Origin of the sequence: Halolamina salifodinae (assembly GCF_017874235.1) — an archaeon.
GTDB lineage: Archaea > Halobacteriota > Halobacteria > Halobacteriales > Haloferacaceae > Halolamina > Halolamina salifodinae.
Genome location: NZ_JAGGLC010000002.1, coordinates 62631 through 85750, shown reverse-complemented (window position 1 = coordinate 85750; position 23120 = coordinate 62631). Strand labels below are relative to the sequence as shown.

23 protein-coding genes are annotated in these 23120 nt (G+C 68.5%); 13 read left to right on the top strand and 10 right to left on the bottom strand.

Annotated elements, in window-relative coordinates:
* The first annotated feature begins 89 nt into the window (after positions 1–89).
* Positions 90–305 (top strand): hypothetical protein, encoded by a 216-nt coding sequence (locus J2753_RS05025; protein ID WP_209490836.1) that lies wholly within the window; start codon positions 90–92, stop codon positions 303–305.
* On the opposite strand, the gene J2753_RS05020 is transcribed toward J2753_RS05025, so the two are convergent.
* The gene (locus J2753_RS05020) at positions 302–691 is read right to left on the bottom strand and encodes a zinc ribbon domain-containing protein (RefSeq protein ID WP_209490835.1); all 390 of its coding nucleotides are present in this window, start codon (positions 689–691) and stop codon (positions 302–304) included. The genes J2753_RS05025 and J2753_RS05020 overlap by 4 nt on opposite strands.
* A gap of 85 nt (positions 692–776) precedes the next feature.
* Between J2753_RS05020 and J2753_RS05015 the strand changes: the two genes are divergently transcribed.
* The 4 genes from J2753_RS05015 (at position 777) to J2753_RS14665 (ending at position 4768) form a co-directional block, all read left to right on the top strand.
* Positions 777–1973 (top strand): MFS transporter, encoded by a 1197-nt coding sequence (locus J2753_RS05015; protein WP_245334482.1) that lies wholly within the window; start codon positions 777–779, stop codon positions 1971–1973.
* Between the two features lie 165 nt (positions 1974–2138).
* Entirely contained in the window at positions 2139–3593 is a 1455-nt protein-coding gene (locus tag J2753_RS05010; RefSeq protein WP_321168780.1) for an MATE family efflux transporter, read from the top strand.
* Positions 3594–3635: 42 nt separating this feature from the next.
* Positions 3636–4280 carry a cyclase family protein gene (locus J2753_RS05005; RefSeq protein WP_209490833.1) on the top strand — a complete coding sequence of 215 codons (645 nt, stop codon included), beginning with the start codon at positions 3636–3638 and terminating at the stop codon, positions 4278–4280.
* 161 nt (positions 4281–4441) lie between these two features.
* Positions 4442–4768: a helix-turn-helix transcriptional regulator gene (locus tag J2753_RS14665; RefSeq protein ID WP_345777178.1), complete on the top strand. Its 327-nt coding sequence runs from the start codon at positions 4442–4444 to the stop codon at positions 4766–4768.
* A gap of 1 nt (position 4769) precedes the next feature.
* Here the strand turns inward: J2753_RS14665 and J2753_RS04995 are convergent, their stop codons facing one another.
* From J2753_RS04995 to J2753_RS04970, 6 genes are read right to left on the bottom strand one after another with little or no spacing between them, the layout of a single operon-like run.
* Entirely contained in the window at positions 4770–5270 is a 501-nt protein-coding gene (locus tag J2753_RS04995; protein ID WP_209490832.1) for a DUF7529 family protein, read from the bottom strand.
* A gap of 35 nt (positions 5271–5305) precedes the next feature.
* Entirely contained in the window at positions 5306–5782 is a 477-nt protein-coding gene (locus J2753_RS04990) for a DUF7555 family protein (protein WP_209490831.1), read from the bottom strand.
* Positions 5782–7134, bottom strand: coding sequence for an ABC transporter ATP-binding protein (locus J2753_RS04985; protein WP_209490830.1), 1353 nt, complete (start codon positions 7132–7134; stop codon positions 5782–5784). The genes J2753_RS04990 and J2753_RS04985 overlap by 1 nt, the downstream gene beginning before the upstream one ends.
* Positions 7131–8294 carry an ABC transporter ATP-binding protein gene (locus J2753_RS04980; RefSeq protein WP_209490829.1) on the bottom strand — a complete coding sequence of 388 codons (1164 nt, stop codon included), beginning with the start codon at positions 8292–8294 and terminating at the stop codon, positions 7131–7133. The genes J2753_RS04985 and J2753_RS04980 overlap by 4 nt, the downstream gene beginning before the upstream one ends.
* A complete protein-coding gene (locus tag J2753_RS04975; protein WP_321168778.1) occupies positions 8294–9769 on the bottom strand; it encodes an ABC transporter permease in 1476 nt (491 codons plus the stop codon). Before J2753_RS04975 ends, J2753_RS04980 begins: the two co-directional genes overlap by 1 nt.
* Positions 9766–10782 carry an ABC transporter permease gene (locus J2753_RS04970; RefSeq protein ID WP_209490828.1) on the bottom strand — a complete coding sequence of 339 codons (1017 nt, stop codon included), beginning with the start codon at positions 10780–10782 and terminating at the stop codon, positions 9766–9768. Before J2753_RS04970 ends, J2753_RS04975 begins: the two co-directional genes overlap by 4 nt.
* Before the next feature lie 140 nt (positions 10783–10922).
* Here J2753_RS04970 and J2753_RS04965 point away from each other — a divergent pair, with 140 nt between their 5' ends.
* The 3 genes from J2753_RS04965 (at position 10923) to J2753_RS04955 (ending at position 14289) form a co-directional block, all read left to right on the top strand.
* Complete coding sequence (locus tag J2753_RS04965) at positions 10923–12776, top strand: ABC transporter substrate-binding protein (protein ID WP_209490827.1); 1854 nt, start codon at positions 10923–10925, stop codon at positions 12774–12776.
* A 91-nt stretch (positions 12777–12867) separates the two neighbouring features.
* A complete protein-coding gene (locus tag J2753_RS04960) occupies positions 12868–13269 on the top strand; it encodes a DUF2267 domain-containing protein (protein ID WP_245334481.1) in 402 nt (133 codons plus the stop codon).
* Positions 13270–13320: 51 nt separating this feature from the next.
* Entirely contained in the window at positions 13321–14289 is a 969-nt protein-coding gene (locus tag J2753_RS04955) for a TIGR03557 family F420-dependent LLM class oxidoreductase (protein ID WP_209490826.1), read from the top strand.
* On the opposite strand, the gene J2753_RS04950 is transcribed toward J2753_RS04955, so the two are convergent.
* Both J2753_RS04950 and J2753_RS04945 read right to left on the bottom strand, forming a co-directional pair.
* Positions 14290–14640 (bottom strand): hypothetical protein, encoded by a 351-nt coding sequence (locus J2753_RS04950; protein WP_209490825.1) that lies wholly within the window; start codon positions 14638–14640, stop codon positions 14290–14292. It lies immediately after the preceding gene.
* A complete protein-coding gene (locus J2753_RS04945) occupies positions 14633–15445 on the bottom strand; it encodes a ParA family protein (protein WP_209490824.1) in 813 nt (270 codons plus the stop codon). Before J2753_RS04945 ends, J2753_RS04950 begins: the two co-directional genes overlap by 8 nt.
* A 395-nt stretch (positions 15446–15840) precedes the next feature.
* Here J2753_RS04945 and J2753_RS04940 point away from each other — a divergent pair, with 395 nt between their 5' ends.
* The 4 genes from J2753_RS04940 to J2753_RS04925 all read left to right on the top strand — a co-directional run bounded on the left by J2753_RS04940 (position 15841) and on the right by J2753_RS04925 (position 21566).
* Complete coding sequence (locus tag J2753_RS04940) at positions 15841–17154, top strand: sodium:calcium antiporter (protein ID WP_209490823.1); 1314 nt, start codon at positions 15841–15843, stop codon at positions 17152–17154.
* A 60-nt stretch (positions 17155–17214) separates the two neighbouring features.
* Complete coding sequence (locus J2753_RS04935; RefSeq protein ID WP_209490822.1) at positions 17215–19290, top strand: S9 family peptidase; 2076 nt, start codon at positions 17215–17217, stop codon at positions 19288–19290.
* 105 nt (positions 19291–19395) lie between these two features.
* Positions 19396–20043: a PH domain-containing protein gene (locus J2753_RS04930; protein WP_209490821.1), complete on the top strand. Its 648-nt coding sequence runs from the start codon at positions 19396–19398 to the stop codon at positions 20041–20043.
* The gene (locus tag J2753_RS04925; protein ID WP_209490820.1) at positions 20040–21566 is read left to right on the top strand and encodes a PH domain-containing protein; all 1527 of its coding nucleotides are present in this window, start codon (positions 20040–20042) and stop codon (positions 21564–21566) included. The genes J2753_RS04930 and J2753_RS04925 overlap by 4 nt, the downstream gene beginning before the upstream one ends.
* Positions 21567–21640: 74 nt before the next feature.
* Here the strand turns inward: J2753_RS04925 and J2753_RS04920 are convergent, their stop codons facing one another.
* On the bottom strand, positions 21641–22567 hold the full coding sequence (locus J2753_RS04920; RefSeq protein ID WP_209490819.1) for an alpha/beta hydrolase: 927 nt from the start codon (positions 22565–22567) through the stop codon (positions 21641–21643).
* Between the two features lie 91 nt (positions 22568–22658).
* Here J2753_RS04920 and J2753_RS04915 point away from each other — a divergent pair, with 91 nt between their 5' ends.
* Positions 22659–22904, top strand: a complete 246-nt coding sequence (locus J2753_RS04915) for a DUF7120 family protein (RefSeq protein WP_209490818.1) — start codon at positions 22659–22661, stop codon at positions 22902–22904.
* Positions 22905–23120 lie beyond the last annotated feature (216 nt).

Genomic DNA, 23120 nt, shown 5'->3' with positions numbered 1-23120 from the left:
TCGAACGCGAGCGGCATCGCCGCGAGCCGCGGGGTCGTCTGCCGCCGCGCTCCGCTGGGGTTATAGCCCGGCACGGCGAGAGCCGAGGTGTGCAGACGAGCGACGACGTCGGGGTGCTGGATCGGCTCCCCGAGCGCTACGTCCACGCCTACCTCGTACTGGCGTTTTTCGTCCTCCCGGCAGTGGCCGTCGTGCTGAGCGGCGGCGGCGTCTCGCGCCCGCCCGGCCCGGTCGCGACCGCGCTGCTGTGGGGGATCGTGCTCCATCACGGCCTGTTCGTCGTCGGCTCCGTTCTCCTCGATTAGTCGCCGCCGATGGGCGGCGAGCGGCCGTCCGCGACGACGTAGGCGTCATAGACGGCGTACAGCCAGATAACCGGAAGGAGTACGATCCCGACAATGCTGATTGTCAAAACCATACCCGCAATAAGCAGAATCGCCCCCTTCTGCGGCTCACGGTTGTAGAACTGCCCCAGCCCCGGCAGCATCGCGGAGTAGACCGCCGCAACGAAGGGGTTCTCCCCGTTGGTCAGCACCTCGACCAAGTCGTCCATCGAGGACGTGGGCGACTGCTGGCGGACGCCACACTCCGGGCAGATCTCCGCCTTCTCGCTGATCACCGCGCCGCAGTCCCGGCAGAACACCTCGCCCGCGCCGGGCGTCGACGCCGTGTCGTCGTCTGTCTCGCTCATGCCGGAAGGTGGGTCGCCAGCAGTCGTAGCTCTTGTGGCTCGCCGAACCGGGCGCTTTTCCCGTCGGCGCTACCGTGTTCGGGCGATGCCTTCCGCCGCCGTCGCACGCTACTACGCTTACAAGGCTACGAAGGCCGTCGAACTCTACCGGCCGATCATGTACCTCTACTTCGCGAGCGCCGGCCTCTCCTTTTTCCAGATCACGGTGCTCGAGGCCGCCTACAACGCGACGACGGTGCTCGGGGAAGTCCCGACGGGCTATCTCGGCGACCGACTGGGCCGACGGAACGGGCTGATTCTCGGCACGGTCCTCATCACCCTGACCCTGCTAGGACTTGGGGTTGCAGGCGGCCTATCGGACCCGTTCCCGGCCTTTCTCGTGCTGTACATCTGCTGGTCGCTCGGCTACACGTTCCGTTCGGGCACGGAGGACGCCTGGCTCTACGACTCGCTAGTCGGCAAGGGGCGCTCGTTCTCGGATCTCCGGGGGCGTGGCGAGTCGTTCGCGCTCGCCTCGGGCGTCGTCGCCGCCGTCGCAGGTGGCTATCTGGCCGCCATCGAACTGGCCTATCCGTTCTACGCCGCTGCTGCGGTGACGGGGCTGGGCGCCGCCATCCTGCTCACCGTCGAGGACGACGGCGGCGACGACCCGGCCGACCGGACGACGCTCTCGGCCAGCCTCGACGCCGTGCGCGCCGCCTTCGCGGACCCGCGGCTCCGGGCCTTCCTCGTGCTCTACTACGTGCTGTTCTCGGCGGCGACGTATCTCGCCTTCATCTTCCTCCAGCCCCGGATCGAGACGGTCGCCGCGGGCTACCAACTCGGCGACGTGGAGACGCTGCTGGGTTGGTACTACGCGGGGATCAGCCTCGCGGCCGCCGCCTTCACCTACCGCGCGGAGTGGATCCGGGAGACCGTGGGGCTTCGGCTCTGGTTCGTCGCCGTCCCGGTCGGTGTCGGCCTGCTGCTCGTCGGCCAGTGGGTGCTGCCGGTCTCGGCGTTCGTCGCGTTCGTGCTCGTGCGCGGGCTCTCGGAGGCGACGCGCGTGTTCGCGAGCCAGTACGTCAACGACCGCATCGACGACGTCGGCCGGGCGACGACGCTCAGCGCGATGTCGATGGTGAGCGGGCTGGCGGTGATCCCGTTCCAACTCGGCAGCGGCCTGCTTTCCGACGCCGTCTCGCCGGGCGCCGCGCTGGCCGCCGCTGGGGGCGTGCTGGTAGTCGGTGCAGTGCTGGCCCACGTCGTCGCGTCGCCAGTCGATGCCGAAGTGACGGGCTGAGAACGCGCTCGATGGGCCGGCTCGGATCACTCCAGCGTCGCCGAGGAGCACACAGTCAGGTCGGGTGGGGTGGTTCATTCACTGGCCGCGTAGCCCCATCCCGAAGCCGGCGAACCCGGCGGGATGGGCAAACCATTTCGCGGTCGGGGGAGAACGCCCGGACGAGTGTCCCGCACTGGAGACGTCCTCCGACTTCCGATCCTCTACATCGGGCTCGCGCTGGCCCGATTCGGTCTGATCGACCGCCAGCGCGCCGTCGAGACGGCCGACCTGGCGTGGCCCCGGATCGTCACCGGGGTCGCCCGGATGTCGAAAAACGCCGCCGACGTGGCGATGGTGGGTGCCGTCCTCGGTGCCGACGCCATCGCCGGGGTCGGCGTCGCCGGCCCGTTCTGGGGGCTCGCGTTCGCCATCGGCGGCGGCGTCGCCGGCGGCACCATCGCGCTGGTCTCCCAACGCTACGGCGCCAACGCCTACGAGGAGTTGGGACTGGCCGTGCGCTCGAGCGTGCTGCTGGTGGTCGTCATCTCGCTGCCGGTGACCGCCGCCTTCTGGTTTTTCCCCCGAGGGCTGGTGACGCTGATCAACAGCAACCCCGCCCAGATCGAGTTCGGCGCGACGTACCTCAAGGTGGTCGGCCTGGGGATCCCCTTCGCCGGCCTGAACCTCGTCGGGAGCCGCGTGCTCGTCGGCGCCGACGACGCCTACACCGCGATGCAGGTCCGGGCCGGCGGCGCGTTCGTCAACATCGCACTCAACGCCATCTTCATCTTCGCGCTCGGCTGGGGCGTCGCCGGCGCCGCGATGGGCACCGTGCTCTCGAACGTGTTCGCGGTGACGGCGTTCGCGATCGGGATCTCCCGGGGCAGCGCACCCGCGTTCGGCGACTTCCCCGTCGAGGTCGACCCGTGGGGTACCTACGCCGACCCCTCGACGCTCAAGGATCTGGTGCGGATCGGCACCCCCGTCGGCGCCCGGAACCTCGTCTGGACCGTGGCGGAGTTCCCGATGCTGGCCATCCTCGGCACGTACCGCGACGGCACGCTGGCGGCGTTCGTCGTCGCCCGGCGCATCTGGGGCATCATGAACACGCCCGGCTGGGGGTTCGGCCTCGCCTCGTCCAGTCTCACCGGGCAGGCACTCGGGAAGGGCAAGGAGGCGCTCGCGGAGGCGTACGGCCGGGACATCATCCGCTTCTCGGTCGCCACCTACGCCGTTTCGGCGCTGATCGCCGCGGTATTCGCTGAGCCACTAGTGGGACTGTTCATCAACCCCGACTCCCCGCCGGCGACCGAACCCATCGCGGTGAACCTCATCTACGCGGCCTGCGCGGCGATGCTGTTCCGCGGCATCTCCGGGTCCTCTATCGGCCCGCTGGACGCCAGCGGCGACACCCGCGTCCCCTTCCTGAGTCAGCTACTCGGGATGTTCGGCGGCTCCATCCCGCTTGCGTACGTCGGCTCCGTGACGGCGCTGGGGATCTGGGCCATCTACCTCGCGTTTATGGCCGAGACGCTGATCCCCGCCGCGATCAACTACTGGCGCTTCAACAGCGGGAAGTGGAAGGAGATCAGCCGCGAGATCCGCCCGGAGGAGTCGGGGGCGTCGCCGGTGGACTGAGCCGGCGTCACCCATTTCCGCTCGGCTCCTGACTGCACTCCCGTGCTGGACCTTACCCACCCCATCGAGTCCGGGATGCCGACCTACCCCGACGACCCCGACGTGGCCGTCTGTGCCGCCGACACGTACGCCGACGACGGCTGTCGGGTCACCGAACTCACCCTCGGGAGCCACGCCGGCACGCACGTCGACGCCCCCTCCCACACCGAGGCCGAGGGCGCGACGCTCGGCGACTATCCGATCTCGGCGTTCGTCCGCGACGCCGTCGTCGTCGACTGTACGGATCTCGGCGCGCGCGAGCCAATACCCGCCACGCGCGTGCCGGAGACGGACGCCGACTGCGTGCTGTTCCGGACTGGCTGGGACCGCCACTGGGGGAGCGAGCGCTACCGCGACCATCCCTACGTCTCGGTCGAAGCAGCGGAGCGCTGTATCGAATCGGGCTACGCGGTCGGGATAGACGGCTTCAGCCCTGATCCGACACCGCCAGCGGAGGGCGACGGCGACGCGCCCGCGGATCGCAACGCGTTCGCCGCGCACCACGCGCTGCTCGGCGCGGGGCTGCTCGTGTTCGAGAACCTCACGAACCTTCACGCGGTCCCGGAGCGGTTCGAACTCCGCGCACTCCCGCTTTCGCTGGACGGCGACGGCGCGCCGGTCCGGGCAGTCGGCATCGACGACGACTGAGCGCCCGGTAACACTCGTGTCACCCGGTTACCTGGGGGTCAAGAATCGCTTAAGGGTCGCGCACGCATACGCGACATTGTGCAAACGAACCACCCGCGTCAAGCGAGCCCGGCGACGGACGGCCACCCCTCCACGATCACCCGCGACACGGGGGGCCGGCCGTGAGCGAGGCCGCCTCCGAGGCGGAGATGGCGGATCTCCCGCCGAGCGCGAAGCTGGTGCATCTGGTGCTCCAGGAGAACGACCGGATGACCCAGAGCCAGGTCACCGAGGAGACCCAGCTTGCGGGCCGGACCGTGCGTGACGCGCTCGGCCGCCTCGAGTCGGCCGGACTCGTCACCGAAGAGATCTGCCTGAAGGACGCCCGCAAGCGCGTCTACACCGCGAAGGGAACCGAGCCGTCGGAGTCCGAGCCCGCCGACTCCGAGCCCGCCGACTCCGAGCCGACCGAGGCCGACGCCACCGAGTGCACGGCCACCTGCGACTGAGCTACTGCCGCCCGGCGACCGTCTGCATCCCCTCGGGGAACAGCTTCGCGACGTTCTCGTGTTCCACGGAGCCGAGCGTCTCGCCGTTCAGCCGCCGGAGATGGGTTCTAACGACGCCCTCGCGGCTGCCCTGTCGGTAGAGCGCCGCGGCGTCGGTGGTTCGGTACGTTCCCGCGATCAGCAGTGCCGTCTCGGTGTCGGGGTCGAGCAGTTCGACGACGAAGAAGAACTCCTCGCCGACCTGTCGGCGGTAGGCGTCGTACTGCGGGAACTCGGCCCGCGCACACGCCGCCTCGACGTCGTCGGCGACGCTCTCGGGGACGACGTGGACGAACCCCGAGTAGCCCTGCTCGGCGTCCTCCGGCACCGGCGCGGTGTCGACGGCGGGGACGACGACGGCGTCCCAGCCGTCCTCGCGGCGCTGTTCGGCGATCCGGCGCGCGTCGTCGACGGCCGCCGCGGTTCCCTCCTTCCGGGCGTCGTGGTCGGCGTCCTCGCTCATAGCCGATTCAGGGGGCAGCGCGGGGAAAAGCCTGACTACCAGAACAGCAGCGCCTCCAGCAGGACGGAGGCGAGCAGCATCACGATCCCCGCGACCAACAGCTTCGCGGCCGGCGAGAGTCGCGACTCGGCGGGGAGCCCCATCGACGACAGCGGCGGCACGCGCTGGACCGTCGCCTGAAAGCGCGTCTCCTCGCGGCTCCCGACGACCGCCGCGTCGTCGCCGGGGCGGGTGATCCGGTAGCCGTCCTCCTGGAACTCCACGCTCCAGCGCTTCGCCGGCCGGAGTTGGAAGGCGGCGTAGGCCAGTACCGCGGCACCGACGAGAAACAGCGCGAACTCCACGCCGAACCAGCCACCCCCGAGCGCGAACGAGAGAGCCGTGGCGGCGGCGCCGACGACGAGCGTGACGGCAACGCCGTACACCAGCGCATCGACGGCCTGCCGGAGACGGAAGCGGATTTGGCTCTCGCCCTCGCTCGGCCCGCCCGGCGGCTGCCAGTCGTCGGCCATCAGTCCTCGCCGCCGACCGAGGGGCCGACCGCCGACGGCTCCTCGTACTCCGCAGCGTGGCGGTGACAGCGGCTCTCGCGCCCTTCTGTGCCGACAGCGTGGTCCTCAGGCGACTCGTGGTCACAGACGCTGCCGAGCTCCCCTTTGAGGTGCTCCAGCGCGGCGTCCTCGTCGCCCTCGCGGGCGAGGTCAGCGGCTTGGTCGACCGGCTCCTTGACCGACACCGGGATGTCCCGGTCGGTGAACAGCTCCCCGACCACCTCGTCGACGGTCGCAAAGCGCGTTTCGAGGCCGATCAGTTCACGGGCGCGTTCCGAGAGCGAGCGCTCGGTTCGGCTCCGGGCCCGCAGCGTCTCGCGGAACACCTCCACGGCCTCCCACGTCGATTCATCCACTTCGTCGGACCCGTCCGGCCGGATCTTGACCGGGCAGCGCGTCGAGAACGCACAGCCCTCGGGTGGGTCTCGGGGGCTCGGCGGCGTCCCGCGCAGTGTCATGCGGTCGATTTCGGCGGTCGGATCAGGCTCGGGGACCGCCGACAGCAGCGCCCGAGTGTAGGGGTTCGCGGGGTCCTCGAACAGCTCATCGGTCGGGCCGAGTTCCATCACGTTGCCGAGATACATCACGGCCACGCGGTCGCAGATGTGCCGGACGACGCTGAGGTCGTGGGCGATGAACAGGTAGGTGAGGCCGAGTTCGTCCTGCAGATCCATCAGGAGGTTCAGGATCTGGGCCTGCACCGAGACGTCCAGCGCCGACACTGGCTCGTCGAGCACCACGAACTCCGGTTCGAGTGCCAGCGCGCGGGCGATCCCGATCCGCTGGCGCTGCCCGCCAGAGAACTGGTGGGGGTAGCGGTAGTAGTGCTCCTCCTGCAGCCCCACTTTCTCCAGCAGGTCCCGCACGCGGGCGCGGCGCTCGGCGGGGGTACCCCAGTCGTGGACATCCAGTGGCTCCCGAATGATCTCGCCGATGGTCATCCGGTCGTTGAGGCTGGACTCGGGGTCCTGGAACACGACCTGCGCGTTCCGGCGCCACGCCTTGAGGTCCTCGCCGGAGAGTTCGGTCACGTCGTCGCTGCCGACGCGGACCTCGCCACCCGTGGCGGCTTCGAGGCGGACCAGCGTGCGCCCCAGCGTGGTCTTCCCACAGCCAGACTCGCCGACGACGCCGATGGTCTCGCCTTTCTTCACGTCGAAGCTGACGCCGTCGACGGCTTTCACGGGCTGGCCGCCGATGAGGTCGCCCGACTCGTAGTACGTCCGGAGGTCACGCACCGACAGCAGCGTCTCGCCGGGCGCACAGTCGAGGCCCGCGAGGCCGGTGTCGCCGCGTTCTGGCTGTTGGCTCATCGGGAATCACCTCCAGTGCTGCCGGCGGATTCAGGACTGTCCTCGTCTCCTGCGGCGGCGTGTCGGTCGACCGCTGCCTTCCGAGGCTCGTCTTCCGGGTAGAGCAGGCAGGCGGCCGTGTGGTCCTCGGCGCCCTCCTCGACGGGCACTGGGACGGGATGGACCTCCTCACAGGCGTCGAACGCCTCCGGGCAGCGCGGCGCGAACCGGCAGTCCGTCGCCGCCTTGTTCGGCGTCGGTACCTCGCCCGCGATGGTCTCCAGTCGCTCGGCACCCTGCTGGGTGCTCGGGATCGACCGGAGCAGCCCGCGAGTGTAGGGGTGGCGCGGGTTCTCGTACAGTTCCACGACGGGCGCCTGTTCGACGATTTCGCCGGCGTACATCACGGCGACGCGGTCGGCGACTTCGGCGATGACGCCCATGTCGTGGGTGATAAAGAGGATGCTCAGCCCGTGTTCCGCCTGCAGGTCGGAAAGCAGTTCGAGGATCTGGGCCTGAATCGTCACGTCGAGTGCGGTGGTCGGCTCGTCACAGACCAGCACGTCGGGGTCGCAGGCCAGCGCCATCGCGATGACGGCGCGCTGGCGCATCCCGCCGGAGAACTCGTGGGGGTACTCCGAGACGCGGCGTGCGGCGTCCGGAATCCCGACGTCCTCCAGCAGTTCGATGGCTTTCTCGGTGGCGTCGATGCCCGAGAGCCCGCGGTGCAGCGACAGCGCCTCCTCGATCTGATTGCCGACGGTATAGACGGGGTTGAGCGTCGAGAGCGGGTCCTGAAACACCATCGCGATGCCGCTGCCGCGGACGCTCTCGTAGCCCTTCTCGGTCAGGTCGGTGAGTTCGCGGCCGTCGAACCGGACCGAACTCCCCGGCAGGAGTTCGCCGGGGTCGTCGACCAGCCCCATGATCGAGCGGGCGGTGACGGACTTCCCGGAGCCGGACTCGCCGACGAGGCCGAGCGTCTCGCCCTCCTCGATGCCGAAGGAGACGCCGTCGACCGCCCGGATCGTTTCGCGCTCGGTGTGGAACACGGTCCGGAGGTTCTCGACTTCGAGCAGGCGGTCGTCCGCGCTCTCGGCGGCGTCGACGTCGTCAGACTGCGTCTGACGGGCAGACGAGCGTCGCTCGTCGACGCCGGTCGCGTTCGCGTCGGCGGCCATCAGGCACCACCCCCTGCGGCGGCGCTCTCGTCCTGTTGGCCGGTGCCAACGTCGCTCTGCGGGTCGATGGCGTCGCGGATGCCGTCACCCAGCGCGTTGAAGCCGGTGACGACGATAACGACCATGATCCCCGGGATCAGCGAGATGTGCCACGACTGCGTGGGGACGTAGGGCTGTCCCGCGCTGACCGCGCGCCCCCACTCGGGCGTCGGGGCGTTGATCCCCAGTCCGAGGAAGGAGAGCCCGGCGACGCCGATGATCACGCCGCCCAGCGTGAGCGAGGCGTAGATCAGCAGGTAGCCCACGACGTAGGGCAGCATGTGCTTCCGCATCGTGACCGACGGTCGCTGACCGAAGCTCTTGGCGGCGTCGATCCACTCGCGTTCGGACACCTGCAACGCGGGGCCACGTACCGCCCGCCAGAGCCCCGGCCAGCCGGTGAACCCGAACAGCAGCGCGAGCACAACACCCCCGCTGTAGAGGTTCGCGAGCCACGTCCCTGAGAGCACGAACGAGGCGAGCATGATGAACAGCAGTTGGGGCAGCGACTGGATCGAGTCGCTGGCGATCACCACCCCCAGATCGACCAGCCCCTTGTAGTAGGCCGTCGCGAGCGCGAACGTTACCGCGATGCCGCCCGCGATAAGCAGGCTGAGGACGCCGATGAACAGCGACACCCGCGCCCCCGCCGCCATGAACGTGAAGAGGTCCTTCCCGCTGGGCAGCGTGCCGAACGGGTGGAAGCGGCCGAACTGGTCGTACGAGAGCGGGCCGACGTTGTCGCCGCCCTGCCCGCGGGACTGCGAGTCGCGGTTGGCGTCGCCGACGTAGATCTCCTGTACCGACCCGGCCTCCTCGTCGAAGTACTCGACGGTGTGGAGGTACGGGTCGGAGATGTTGGCCTCGACGGTGGTCGGGCCGAGCGCCGGCGCGAACAGTGCAAGCACGACGAACGCGAAGATGATCGCCAGCCCCAGCAGGCCCCACGAGTGGTTGCGAAAGCGGTTGACCATGTCGTCGACGGGCGCCCAGTCGGCGTAGCGGTAGTTGTCGCGGTAGACCAGATACACCCACCAGCCGACCGCCATCCACGCGAAGCCGTAGGCGTAGACGAGCAGCACGCGGAGCAGCCACGCGACGGCCGGGGAGAGCCCCAGCGTCGTCCCGACCCACTCGCCCGAGGGCAGCTGGTAGCCGGAGTTGTCGATCACCGAGCGCGAGAGCAGCGTCGGGAGGTTCGCGAGCGCGTCGCCGACGCCCGCGAGTGCGCCTGCGAGCCCCTGCAAGAACCCGGGGAGCGCCGAGCCGACGGCGCTCCACGGGAGGCTCATCACGAGGCTGGCGACGGCGCCGAACTCGACGGCAAACAGCGGCACGACGACCGCGAGCAGTTTCAGCGCGGGCCCGGGTTCGTCCTGAATCCGTTCGAGTAGCGTCTGCTCGTCCTCGTCGACGGGGTAGTCGACGGCGCTCACGCGCCCTCACCCCCGTAGCCGACGCGGGGATCGATCAGCGTGTACAGCAGGTCCTGCAGGATGTTGATCCCGACCGAGAGCAGGATGAAGAAGAACATCAGCGAGCCCACCAGCGGGAGGTCGGCGTTGATCGTCGCCGAGTAGAACAGGTAGCCCAGCCCGTTGATGCTGAACACCGTCTCGACGAGCACGCTGCCGCCGAGCAGGAGGAACGCCTCACCCGTGATGATCGGCACCAGCGGGATCAGCGCGTTCCGGAACACGTGTTTCGAGATGATGGTCCGACGCGGGACGCCCTTCGCACGGGCCGTCTCCACGTAGTTCTCGTTGACCGTCTCCAGTACGGCGGTCCGGCCGATCCGCATCTCGTTGCCCATCGACGCCGATCCGAGCACCAGCGCGGCCGGGAGGATCGCCTTGAACGCCGCGAGGAAGTTCGACGGCACCCAGAGCCGTTGGAGCTCCGGTGGCGTGACGATCTGGGTCTGGACCAGCCACGACTCCCAGTCGAAGCCGAACAGCTGATCGGACTGGGTCAGCACCGAGACGAGAATCACCGCGAGCCAGAAGTTCGGCATCGCCCGCCAGACGATGCCGCCGAAGGAAGCGAGGTAGTCGCTGAGCGTGTTGGGGTTGAGGCCGGCGTAGAAGCCGAGCGGGAGGCCGATGAACAGCGGCAGCATCACCGCCCAGAACCCTAGCCAGATGGTGCGCGGGGCGTAGACCCCGATCAGTTCCCAGACCGGCCGCCCCCGATTCACTACCCACGAGTAGCCGAGCTGTAGGGTGAACAGATCCCGCAGATACTCGACGTACTGCAGCCAGAGCGGTTGGTCCAGCCCCAGACTCTGCCGAACAGACTCGTAGGCCTCCGTATCTCCCGCCCCCGCGATCACGGCGGCGGCCGGGTCCATCGGCCCCATCCGCAGCACCAGAAACGTGATGGTGGTGCCGAAAAAGACGATGGGGATCATCAGGAGGACCCTGCGCGCGAAGTAACTCCAGCGACTCATCCGTGCCCGGACCAATTAGTCCCCCGTTAATACGTCTTCCCCCAGCCGTCCGAAACCGGAGTCCTCGACGTGTTTCTCCTCCGTAACGAGGGGGCTGGAACCACCACAAAACCTAACCGTGCGCTCTAACAGGGAACGGTATGTCTGATGCAGACGGCGTGCAGCGACGGCGGTTCCTGAAAGCGACCGGCGGCCTCGCGACGGCCGGCGTGCTCGCTGGCTGTAGTAGCGGCGGCGACTCGACGCCGCCGGAGGAACTCGGGAGCGACACCCCAACGGAGTCCCAAGAGACCGACGGGACCGAGACGTCCTCGAACGGCGATCAGTCGACGCTCCGACTCATCAACGAGTCGGCGAACACGCTCGACCCGATTGCGACGGTGCTGACCACCGAGTCCGAGAAGGTGGCCCAGATGTTCGACGGCCTCGTGGGCAAGCCCCACGGCACCGCCGACATCACGAACCTGATCGCCGAGAGCGTCGACGTCTCCGACGACGGGACGGTGTACACGTTCACGATGCGTGAGGACGTCGTCGCCCACAACGGCGACCAGATCGACGCCAACGCCGTCGTCTACTCGTGGGAGCGCCTCGCGGCCTCGGACAACTCCACCTCGGACTACGTGCTGCTCGACGACCTCGGCGTCACCCACGAGACCGACGACGAGGGGAACTACGTTCCGGGCAGCCTCGGCGTCGAGGCCACCGGCGACTACACCGTCGAAGTGACGCTTTCCTCGCCGTACTACGCGGCGCTCGACATCATGTCGGACGTCTCCTTCGTCGTCCTCCCCGAGGGCATCGTCGGCGACATCGAGGGCTACGAGGGGAAGGTCGCCTACGACCAGTTCACGTCCGAACCAGTCGGGACGGGCCCCTTCGAGTTCGAGAACTGGAGCCCCGACAACGAGGCGTCGGTGACGGTGTACGACGACTACTACGGCGAGGCGCCGAGCATCGACCGCGTTCACTGGCAGGTGATGGCCGACCCGAACGCGAAGTTCAACCACGCGATGAACCGGAACGTCGACGTGTTCCCGATCCCGAACGCGCAGTACGACTCCGGGAAGGTCACCGTCGAGGAGACCGACGACATCGGGCGCCAGATCGGGACGTACGGCCCGCTCCAGAACGACGAGACCGCGGACTACCTCCGCATCGCCGGGCTCTCGACGGCGTTCATGCTGTTCAACACGAACAACGTGATCGAGCCGGCCCGCAAGGCAGTGGCCTACGTGATGAACCACGAGGAACTCTCCGAGGGTGCCTACAAGGGCCGACTCACGCCGGGCTACCACATGACGCCGCGCTCGCTGTGGCCCGGCGGTCCCGAAGCCGCCAAGGAGCACGCTCGCGAGAACTACCCCTACGGCTACGGGGAGTCCGACCTCGAGTCGGCCCGACAGCTCATGGAGGACGCCGGCTACAGCCAGAGCGACCCCTATCAGTTCGAGATCATCAACACGCCGGGGGCGACCAACGATCAGATCTCGGGGCGGCTCCGTGACCAGCTTTCGGCCGCCCACATCGAACTCACAATCAACACGGCAGAGTTCTCGACGCTGCTCGACCGGGAGTTCGCCGGCAACCGCGACTCCGGGCTGGGCTCCTGGGGGATGGCGTGGGCCGACCCGATGAACGTGCTCGCGCTGCTGTACCCCGAGAACACCCGGACGACCAACCACGAGGGCGTCAGCGGGGCGCCGCTGGTCGGCCTCAACTGGACCGGTACCGACGCCTCCCAGCGCGCCCGTGAGGCGTGGCAGACGATGCAGAACAACAAGCGCGACACCGAGGAGGACCGCCAGATCCGTGCGGGCGCGATCCGCAAACTCGAGGAGGCTAACTGGGAGGACTGTGCGCTGATCAACTACGGCTACCCGTCGATGGAGCGGTTCAGCTACGACTGGGTCGACATGCCGATGTACGGCCAGCTCGGCGCGCTCTCGAAGTACACCAACGTCGAGATCGACACCGAAGCCCAGCCGAACTGATCGGCCAGTAGCGTTACAAGTTCTCGGAGCATCGTTTCGCGGTGGAGCGACAGAACGCACCGAGTGCCAACCACCGACAAGAGACTCTACTATGGACTACAGCGAATTCATCGGCGAAGTGCAACACCGCATCGACGAGGCAGATATGGGGGCGGCCGTCCGGAACACCCGGGCGGTCCTGACGACACTCGGCGAACGGCTGCAGGCCGACGAGGCCAAGGACCTCGCCGGCCCCCTCCCCCGCGAGATCGGCTACTACCTCCGCGACGCCGAGTCGGGCCAGCGCTTCGACTACCAGGAGTTCATCGCGCGTGTGGCCGAGACGGCCGAGGTCGACGAGGGCGAGGCGAACGTCCGCACACAGGCCATCGTGGCGCTCGTCGCCGACGTGGTGCCGGCCGGCGAGGTCGACGACGTCGCCGACGGCCTCCCCGCGGACTACGAGGACCTGTTCGAGTTCGTCGGCGCGCCCGACGACCAGACCCCCTGGTAGAGACCACGACCACGCCGCCGTTTTTTGCCGCAGGCGCCCGAGTGAGGAGCCATGGATATCGGCGTGTTCGCCGCCCACGAGCAGTACAGCCCGACGACGCTTCTCGACCACGCGGAACAGGCCGAAGCCGCCGGCTTCGACAGCGTCTGGACCAGCGACCACTTCCATCCGTGGTGGCACACCGACGCCCACTGCGGCGCCGCGTGGCCGTGGCTCGGCGCCGCACTCGAACGTACCGACGAGGTGCGCATGGGCACCGGCGTCACCCCGGCCATCGGCCGCTACCACCCCGGCCTGATCGCCCAGACGTTCGCGACGCTGGCGTCGATGGCGCCCGGGCGGGTCCACCTCACGCTCGCGACCGGCGAGGCGATGAACGAGCGCCCGCTGGGCTACGACTGGCCCGACTACCCCGAGCGGAACCGCCGGATGCGGGACGCCTGCGAGATCATCAGCCGCCTCTGGGACGGCGAGCGGGTGAGCTACGACGGCCACTACTGGTCGACCGACGACGCGAAACTGTACACGCTGCCCGACGAGCGACCGCCGCTGTTCGTCGCCGCCAACGGGCCAAAGAGCGCCCGCGTCGCCGGGGAGTACGCCGACGGCCTGCTCACGCTAGTCGATCCCGAGACCTACCGGGAGGAACTGGCGCCGGCTATCGAGGCCGGCGCCGAAGAAGCGGGTCGAGACCCTAGCGACATCAAGCGGATCAGACAGATGGGCGTCGCCTACGCCGACGACCCCGAGGCCGCCGTCGACGGGGTGGAGTTCTGGACCGGGTCGATGGCGGTCGACTTCTCGGAGGACGTGTACGACCCCCGCGAGGTGGAGCGTCGGGGGCGAAAGATTCCCCGCGAGGACTGGGCAGATTGGGGACTGGTCACCGACGACCCAACGGACGTGCGCGAAGCGGTCGAGCGCCACCGCGGCGCCGGCTTCGACGAGATTGAGTTCCTCTCGACCAGTCCGGATCAGGCGCAGTTCATCGAGGACGTGAGCGACGAACTCGGCCTGTAGCTACTCGGTGTCGCGTTCGTCGAGGATCTGTTCGACGACTTCGTCGGCGTGCTCGGCGAGCACCTGCACCGCGGCGTCGTGGAACTCCCGGCCGGTCACGTCGCGGATGCCGTGCTCGCGGCGCAGGAGCATCTCGACTTCGAACTCGGCGTCTTCCAGCGTTTCGAGCGTCTCTGGCCGGACGTAGATGCTCTTGGCCGTGGTCGCGTCGAACTCGAAGGCGGGGCCGCCCCCACCCTCTTCCTCGCCCTCGTCGTCGCCGTCCTCGCTCCCCGATTCCTCGGGGGCGGCGGCGTCGAGTTCCTCCTTCTCGGCGTCCGAGAGGCCGGCGAAGCGGTTGTCGTCAGGCATGGTCCTCTACGATCTCGGCGAGTTGGTCGAATCTGTCGAGCATGTCGTTCTCTGGGTCGTACTCCCGGAGCGTCTGCCCGTCGCGCCACGCGCGGCTGAACGCGATGCGGTGGCGGATCCCCGGCCCGGGAGAGTCGGGGTTGTCGAACGCCGCGGAGCGACAGAAGTCGGGGAGGCTGTCGACGAACGGCGAGTCCTCCAGATCCTCGATGATGCGGCGCTCCTCGTTGTTGCCCGAGAGGTCGTTCGGGACGATGGCCAGCAGTTCGAGGTCAACCTCGTTGCGGATGGGGAGGATCTGCTGGTCCCACATGCGCTCGAAGCCGCTGACACTGGGTTCGCTCATGAGTAGTGGGACGATCACGTGGCCGGTGCCGATCAGCGCCGCGTCCGAGAGCGGGCCCAGACTCGGCGGCGAGTCGACGACGACGTAGTCGTACTCCGCCTCGAGCAGCGGGTCGATGATCCGGCGGCGCACCCACAGCATCCCGAACGTGGAGTTGCGGATGCGGTCCTCGATCTCGTCGAGGTCGACGTGGGCCGGCAGCACGTCGAACCCCTCGCGGGCGACGACCACTTCCGTGGCATCGACCGGATCGTCGTCGGTCAGCACGTCGCCGACGTGGGGCGAGTCCCGTTCGTATTCGTTTTTGAGTCCCACGCCTTCGGTCGCGTTGCCCTGCTGGTCCAGATCCACGAGCAGTACGTCGTGGCCGCGGCCCGCGAGCGCGTCCGCGAGGTTGATCGCGACGGTGGTCTTGCCCACGCCGCCCTTCTGGAGCGAGACGCTGACGGCGCGGCCCATCAGGCCCCCACCCCGCGGCGACTGGCCGGTACGGGCGACTCACGCCCGCCCGCGCGGCCGACCGCTGCGTCCGGTTGCATACGTCCGAAGATCCGCCGCAGCGCACTTAAGAGTTCTCACGAACTGTGCGCCGCCGATACATTCCGGACTATTCATGATTTTTAGAAATTGTGAACAGTCCCACCATGCTACGTCCGAACGCCGCCGAACCGTCCGTTAGCCCCTCTATCTTCCGTTCACGGCCGCCTCGGGGGCTCTCAAACAAGTATCTGTGTCGATGCGGGGATCAGCGTGGATGGCCGGGAGCGGGCCGCTATGGCCACTGAACGCCGGCGGCGGCGGTATCCTGTGGTTTTTACGGTGGCCGCTGTTCGCTCAGAGCAGACCGAACGGACATGAACACGAGAAAACTGGCCGTACTCGTCGCCGCAGCGCTACTGACTATCCCGTGGCTGGGGAGTTGGCTTGGCGGGGCCGCCCACGGCTTCTCTCCCGGGCTGACCGTCGTCGTCGCCGGCGTGGGGATCCTCGGCGCCTCGTTCCTGCTGACCTGGGGAGCCGAGACTGCCGAGAAGGACGTCCCCCGCGCGTTCGCCATCGCCGTGCTCGCGGTGCTCGCTGTCGCACCGGAGTACGCCGTCGACGCCCTCTACGCCTGGCAGGCCGGCGTGCAGGCCGGCACCCCTGCCGGCGCCGAGGCCGGCAACCTCGCAGTCGCGAACATGACCGGCGCCAACCGCATCCTGATCGGGATCGGGTGGGCTGGCGTTGCCCTCTTCACCGTGTTCCGCTCGGGCGCCAGCGAGGACCCCGCGGTAAAGGACCGCGCGGGCTACCTCAAGGACGCCGTCTCGCTCGACCGGGACATCAGCCTCGAGGTCGCGTTCCTGCTCGCCGCGACCGCGTGGGCGTTCCTCGTCCCGCTGGGCGGCGGGATCGACATCTTCGACATGCTGTTCCTGGTCGGTCTCTACGTCCTCTACATCGGCGTCGTCCTCAGGGGTGAGCCAGAGGAGGAGGTCGAACACGTCGGCGTACCGGCGATGCTTGGGGAGATCCCCAACCCCTATCGCGCGCTGACCGTGATCGCGCTCTTTGCGTTCTCCGGCGTCATCATCTTCACCGCCGTCGAGCCGTTCGCTCACAGCCTCGAACTGATGGGCGAGGCCGTCGGCGTCCCCTCCTTCTTCATGATCCAGTGGATCGCCCCACTGGCCTCCGAATCGCCCGAACTCATCGTCGTCGTCGTGCTGGTCCGGAAGGCCCGCTCGACGGCCGGCTTCAACGCGCTGGTCTCCTCGAAGCTGAACCAGTGGACGCTGCTGATCGGGACGCTCGTGATCGTCCACTCCATCGCGCTGGGCCAGTACGGCGCCCTCGAGTTCGACGCCAAGCAGGCCGCCGAGATCTGGATCACGGCCGCCCAGTCGCTGTTCGCCATCGCGTTGATCATCAACTTCGAGATCGACGTGCGCGAGGCGGTCGGCCTGCTGCTCCTGTTCCTCTCGCAGGTGATCGTGGAGTTCCTCGCGCTGCGTGAGATCATCCACATCCCGATCTCCGAGATCGACCTGCTGCACCTGTTCACGCTGGCGTACGTGCTGCTCGCGCTGTTCCTGTTTGTCTCCCGCCGGGGCGCGCTGATCCGCCTCGTGGGCGACACGCGCCGGATCGTCGGCCGCGCGATCCGGGGCGAGGGCGACAGCTAGGAAGGCTGTCAGAACGGCCGCGGTCCGTACGCTTTTGTGGGACGGACCCACACCGTCGTCGTGGACGAACTCTCACCAGAGCGGTTCTACGACTTCTCGATCGCGACGGGCGCCGCCGTCTCCCCGGACGGCGAGCGCGTGGCGTTCCTCGTCAGTGAGTTCGACAGCGAGGAGGACGACCGCCACACGTCGCTGTTCGTCGCCCCGACCGACGGCTCCGCCGACCCGTACCGACTCACCCGCGCCTCCAGCGCGTCCTCCCCCAAGTGGTCGCCCGACGGCGACCGGCTGGCGTTCGTCGCCGCCCGGGACACCGACGCCGGCCTCGCCGTCGAGAACGGCGCCGAGGAGGACGCCGATGACGAGGACGCCGCCGACGAGGAAGAAGCGGAGAGCGAACCGGTCGGCGACGGCCCGAAACCGCAGGTCTGGTCGTTCGACATGGCCCGCGGCGGCGACGCCCGGCAGGTCACCGACCGCGACTACGGCGTCAACGAGTTCGACTGGGGGCCCGACGGCGAGCGCCTCGTCGTCGCCGCCCGCGACCCGACCGAGGAGGACGAGGAGTACCTCCGCCAGCGCCAGGACGACGGACCCATCGAGATCGACCGCCTCCAGCACAAATCCGACGGCGCCGGCTGGCTGGACGAGGTAAGCACCTACCTGTTCGTCGTCGACGTCGACAGCCGCGAGACCGTTCGGCTGGATCAGGCCTACGACGACGACCAGAAGGGCGACCGCTACGGCCTCCAGCCCTCGTGGTCGCCGGACGGCGACCGGATCGCCTTCGTCGCTCAGCACGAGGAGGACCCCGACGACACCCACGTCCGGAACGTCTACACCATCCGCCCCGACGGCACCGGCTACGAGCAGGTGACCGACGCCGGCCTCCGGATCGGCGGCCCCGAATGGTCGCCCGACGGCAGCCGACTCGCCCTCAGTGGCGGCGACCCGTACAACTGGTACAAACCCAGCGAAGCGTACGTCCTCGACCTCGATACCGGCGAGCTGGAGTCGATCTCCGCATCGCTCGACCGAACTATCGCGTTCGGTGGCGAGCCCCAATGGCTCGACGGCGACACCCTCGTTGGCCTGTTCGGTGACGAGGGTAACACCCGGTTGGTCCGGCTGAACGCCCATGGTGACGACCCCGAGCGCGTGTTCGTCGCACAGGGTCGCAGTCGCTCGGTTTCGGGGCTCTCCGTTTCGGACGACGGCGACACGCTCGCGTTCCGGATGGCCGACCCGACCGAGGGCGCCGACATCTACGCGATGGGCCGCGAGGGTCTGGATGCGGAGAAGGGTGCCGAAGCCGACGAGGCGGGGCTGGCGCAGGTCAGCGCCGTCAACGCGGACCTCGTCGACGAGCCTCACGACTGTGTGCGGGTCTCGTGGGAGAACTCCGACGGCGTCACGATCCACGGCCTCGCGTACCTCCCGCCGGAGTTCGACCCCGAGGACCCGGAACCCCATCCCGTGGTCTCCTCGGTCCACGGCGGGCCGATGGCGTACGACTCGCCTACCTTCGGTTTCGATCAGCTGTTCTGGGTGAGCCAGGGCTACATCGTCCTGCGGACCAACTACCGCGGCTCGACCTCCTACGGCCAAGAGTTCGCTGAGCGCCTGCGAGGCACCCGCGGCGACAAGGAGGTCGACGACGTGGTCACCGGCGCCGAACATCTCGTCTCCGAGGGCTGGGCCGACGAGGATCGGCTCTACCTCACCGGTTTCTCCTACGGCGGGATCACAACCGCCGCGGCGGTCACGAAGTCCGACCTGTTCGCCGGCGCCGCCGCCGAACACGGGATCTACGACTTCTACGCCACGTTCGGCACCGACGACAACCACCTCTGGCACGAGGACGAGTTCGGCCTCCCGTGGGAGAACGTCGACACCTACCGGGAGATCTCCTCGATCACCGACGTGGGCAACGTCGACACGCCGCTGCTGATCACCGCCGGCGAGAAGGACTGGCGCTGCCCGCCGACGCAGGCCGAACAGCTGTTCGTCTCGGTCCGCAAGCAGGGCGTCGACTCCCGGCTGGTGATCTACCCGAACGAGCACCACAACATCGGCGACCCGGACCGCGCGATCCACCGGCTCGAGGAGCTCTCGACCTGGTTCGACGACCACTGATCGCCGCAGCCGATTTTCGCGTCCCCGTCGGCCAGCGAGGCTGCGAAACTGTCCATACCCCGACGCCGGCGGTACGATTAAGCCGCCGTCGGCCATTATTTGGGTATGAGCGACCCTCCCGACGAGCCGCCAGCCGCGGAGCCGACGCCGACCGCTGATGATTCGGCGCCCGACGATGCGGCTGCCAGTGCTGACGGCGACCCGAGCGACCAGCCCTCCGTCGCGGCCGCCGCGGGGATCGACGAGGCAGTTCTCGACACCCCGCGGGAGTTGGCGTCGACGGTTCGGCTCCAGTGGATCCTCCGCTCGACCATCGGGGCGGCAGTCATCGGCGCGCTCGCCACCGCTATCGCCTACGGCGTCGGGGTAGCGACGTCGTTCCTCGACGGGAGCATCCGGACCGCAGCCACGGTCGGCGGCGCCGTGTTCGTATTGTTCGTCCTCATCGGCGTCGTCCGGGCCGTGCTGCTGTATCGGTCGTGGATGTACGTCGTTCGCGCGGACTCGCTGTTTCTCAGCCGCGGCGTCCTGACCCGGGTGCAGACGGCCGTCCCGTACGTCCGCGTCCAGCATATCGACACGCGGCGGAGCCCGCTCGAACGGCTGCTCGGCCTGTCGACGCTGGTCGTCTACACCGCCGGGTCCCGCGGCGCCGACGTGACGGTCCCGGGGCTGACCCCCGACCGCGCCGCGACACTGCAGCGCCGCCTCGAACGGCTCACTACCGAGTCCGAGGGGGCAGACGCAGTATGACTGATGCCGAGTCGACCGCCGCCGAGACGCCGCTCACGGACCGGCCGTTCCGCCTCCACCCGCTGTCGGTGCCGTACCGCGTCGTCGAACAGGGGCTGGGGGTCGTCGTCTTCGTGCTGTTCGTCGGCGCGCCCGCGTTCGGCGCGGTCGAGGGGGTTCTCGGCGCCGCCGGTGCCGTCGCACTCGCGGGGCTGATCGCCGCCGTGGTCGTCGGCTACGGCGTCGCCTACTACCGTCGCTTCGAGTACGAACTCACCGCGGACACGTTCGATATCCGTTCGGGCGTGTTCGCCCGGCGCGACCGCGAGATCCCGCTCCACCGGATCCAGAACGTCGACATCAGCCAGAACATCGTTCAGCGCGTGCTCGACATCGCCGCGGTCCGTCTCGAAACCGCGGGCGCGAGCGGCGCCGAGGCCCACCTCAAGTTCGTGGGCAAAGATCGGGCCGGCGCGCTCCAGCGGGAGATCAGCCGACTGAGCCGCGCGGAGGACGGCGAGCCAGCCGCCGACGCGGCGACCGAGACGCTGTTCGAGATCAGCGACCGCGAACTGGGCGTGCTCGCGCTGGTCTCCGCGGACATCCAGCTCGTCTCGATCCTGTTCGTCGTCGGCTCGGTGGTCCTCCCCGCGCTGGGGTCGTTGACCGAGAGCGAGTGGTTCTTCGCGCTCGATCAGGGGCTCGGCGGGCTGTTCGGCCCGCTGGCCACGCTCGCGGGCATCGTCGCCCTGGGACTCGCCTACGGCGCGATCAATGCGACCCTCTACTACGGCTTCACCCTCTCACGGGCCCCGGGGGAGTTGCGCTACAAGCGCGGCCTCATCCAGCGATACAGCGGGACGATCCCTCTCTCGAAGGTGCAGTCACTCACCGTCACCGAGAACGTTCTCGCGCGGGCGCTGGGCTACGCCTCGCTGGAGATCGAGACCGCGGGACAGAGCGGCGGCGAGGGGAGTCAGGGCGGCTCACAGTCGGCGGTCCCGGTCGCCGAGCGCGACCGGGTGATCGAACTCGCGAACTCCATCGAGCAGGTCGGGGACGTGCAGTTCGAGCGGCCGCCGAAACGGGCGCGCCAGCGCTACGCGGTGCGCTACGCTGGCGCGTTGGGAGTTCTCGCCGGGCTCGTCTTCCTCCTCCAGACCGCTATCGGGGGCTCGCTGTACTGGTGGGCGCCGCTGGTGGCGCTCCCCCTCGTGCCCCTCGCGGCCCACATCCAGTGGAAGCACCGCGGCTACTACGTCGGCGAGGACCACGTCGTGACCCGGAACGGGTTCTGGGTCCAGCGGCTCAAAGTCGTCCCCTACTACCGGGTTCAGACCGTGCTGAGTTCGGAGACGGTGTTCCAGCGGCGTCGTCGCCTCGGAACGGTGACTATCGACACTGCGGGCGCCCGCAGCCTCGTCGGCGACGACGCGAAAGCGGTGGACGTCGACGCCGAAACCACCGAACGGCTCCGGGAACAGGTGGCCGACTCGCTGTACGAGTCGCTCTGGCGGGAGGCGAACAGCGGGAACCGCCCCTGAATCAATATCGCTGTATGCGGTTTATCTGTTCGATAGCGGGCACCGATACTGTCGGATGCAGAACCAGATCGCGCTCACTCCCGCAGCGCTGACCCGAGATCCTTGCCAACGTCGGCGGCCACGGCCTCGGCGGCGTCGATCTGCATCGTCGCGAACCCGTGGACCTGTGCTGGGTAGTTCTTGTAGCGCACGTCAACGCCGTCGCCGACGAGTCGCTCGGCGTACTCCTTCGCCCCGTCCCGGAGCGGATCGAACCCCGCCGTGATCACGGTCGCCGGGGGGAGTCCCGAGAGGTCGGCCGCCTGTGCGGGGTCGGCGTAGGGGTTGCGTTCGTGGATCGAACTCTCGAGGTAGCAGTTCCGGAAGAAGCGAAGATCCGCCTCGGCGAGCACGATGCCCGCGTTCTCCTGTACGGACCCCTGTTCCTCGTCGACGCCGATGGCGGGGTAGATGAGCGCTTGATGGGCGATTTCGGGCCCGTCGCGCTCAGCGGCCAGCAGGGAGACGACGGCCGCGAGCGTCCCGCCCGCGCTGTCGCCCGCGACCGCAAGCCCGGGCACGCCACCCAACTGCTCGGGATTGGCCCCAGCCCACTCGGTCGCCGCGTAGCAGTCCTCGACGGCCGCGGGGAACGGGTGTTCGGGCGCCAATCGGTAGGCCACCGAGAGCACGACACAACCGCTCTCCCGGGCAAGTCGTCGACAGAGCGCGTCGTGTGTCTCGAGGCCGCCGAGGACGTAGCCGCCGCCATGGAAGAAGACGACCGTCGGTACGTCGCCGTCAGTCGTGGGGATGTACCGGCGCATCGCGACATCGCCGCCGGGCCCGGGAAGGGTGAGATCGGTTACGTCCGCCACCTCGGGGCGGTCCCGGATGCCGTACTTGCTGGCGAGGCGAGCAACCGTCCGGACGGCCTTGAGGGCGTAGCGGTTGTGCGGGATGGAGAATCGACGGCGCTCGAGCGCCGCCGCCGCTCGCGGATCGATGGCGTCAGCCTGCATAGGGGAGCGTACCGTCGGCGGGGTGAAAAAGCAGACCTGTCCCCCCCGTGCGGAGCGGAAAATTCACACCCCTCCAGCATCGAAGGGTGATATGGCACAGATAGAGGTCGACCTACCCGACCGTATCACCGGCGAACTGAACCGACTCGTCGAGTCCGGGGAGTTCCTGAACCGCGAGCGCGCCGTCGAGGACCTGCTCCAGCGCGGCGTCTCGGCGTACGATATCGAGGAGGAACCCAGCGAGGAACTCGAGAGCGACCTGTTCACCCAGACCGTCGAAGACCAACAGGACCCCGCGATGCAGGAGGGCAGCAGCGAGGACGAACCGACGTTCTAAGCGACGCGTTTTCTCGAAAGATCCCACGGCCGGCGTCCACGGCGCCGGCCTGACGGGTCCACCCCGACCCACCACTCCACGAGCCGATCGGTTCCCCGACCGGCCCACGCCAGTTCTGTCACGACTGCAGTACCCGAGTCACACTGACCCGTGGTATGCATTTACTAGATACGTCTGGGGACACCTTACGTTACGGCCTAACTGGTTTGGGTATAA

What these genes read in the sequence shown, in the direction of transcription:
- J2753_RS04920 (WP_209490819.1), bottom strand. Translation starts at nt 22,567, where the DNA reads ATGCAGGCTGACGCCATCGATCCGCGAGCGGCGGCGGCGCTCGAGCGC.
- J2753_RS04915 (WP_209490818.1), top strand. Translation starts at nt 22,659, where the DNA reads ATGGCACAGATAGAGGTCGACCTACCCGACCGTATCACCGGCGAACTG.
- J2753_RS04940 (WP_209490823.1), top strand. Translation starts at nt 15,841, where the DNA reads ATGAACACGAGAAAACTGGCCGTACTCGTCGCCGCAGCGCTACTGACT.
- J2753_RS04980 (WP_209490829.1), bottom strand. Translation starts at nt 8,294, where the DNA reads ATGGCCGCCGACGCGAACGCGACCGGCGTCGACGAGCGACGCTCGTCT.
- J2753_RS04965 (WP_209490827.1), top strand. Translation starts at nt 10,923, where the DNA reads ATGTCTGATGCAGACGGCGTGCAGCGACGGCGGTTCCTGAAAGCGACC.
- J2753_RS05015 (WP_245334482.1), top strand. Translation starts at nt 777, where the DNA reads ATGCCTTCCGCCGCCGTCGCACGCTACTACGCTTACAAGGCTACGAAG.
- J2753_RS04950 (WP_209490825.1), bottom strand. Translation starts at nt 14,640, where the DNA reads ATGCCTGACGACAACCGCTTCGCCGGCCTCTCGGACGCCGAGAAGGAG.
- J2753_RS05020 (WP_209490835.1), bottom strand. Translation starts at nt 691, where the DNA reads ATGAGCGAGACAGACGACGACACGGCGTCGACGCCCGGCGCGGGCGAG.
- J2753_RS04945 (WP_209490824.1), bottom strand. Translation starts at nt 15,445, where the DNA reads ATGGGCCGCGCCGTCAGCGTCTCGCTCCAGAAGGGCGGCGTGGGCAAG.
- J2753_RS04955 (WP_209490826.1), top strand. Translation starts at nt 13,321, where the DNA reads ATGGATATCGGCGTGTTCGCCGCCCACGAGCAGTACAGCCCGACGACG.
- J2753_RS04930 (WP_209490821.1), top strand. Translation starts at nt 19,396, where the DNA reads ATGAGCGACCCTCCCGACGAGCCGCCAGCCGCGGAGCCGACGCCGACC.
- J2753_RS04960 (WP_245334481.1), top strand. Translation starts at nt 12,868, where the DNA reads ATGGACTACAGCGAATTCATCGGCGAAGTGCAACACCGCATCGACGAG.
- J2753_RS04990 (WP_209490831.1), bottom strand. Translation starts at nt 5,782, where the DNA reads ATGGCCGACGACTGGCAGCCGCCGGGCGGGCCGAGCGAGGGCGAGAGC.
- J2753_RS04970 (WP_209490828.1), bottom strand. Translation starts at nt 10,782, where the DNA reads ATGAGTCGCTGGAGTTACTTCGCGCGCAGGGTCCTCCTGATGATCCCC.
- J2753_RS04925 (WP_209490820.1), top strand. Translation starts at nt 20,040, where the DNA reads ATGACTGATGCCGAGTCGACCGCCGCCGAGACGCCGCTCACGGACCGG.
- J2753_RS04985 (WP_209490830.1), bottom strand. Translation starts at nt 7,134, where the DNA reads ATGAGCCAACAGCCAGAACGCGGCGACACCGGCCTCGCGGGCCTCGAC.
- J2753_RS04995 (WP_209490832.1), bottom strand. Translation starts at nt 5,270, where the DNA reads ATGAGCGAGGACGCCGACCACGACGCCCGGAAGGAGGGAACCGCGGCG.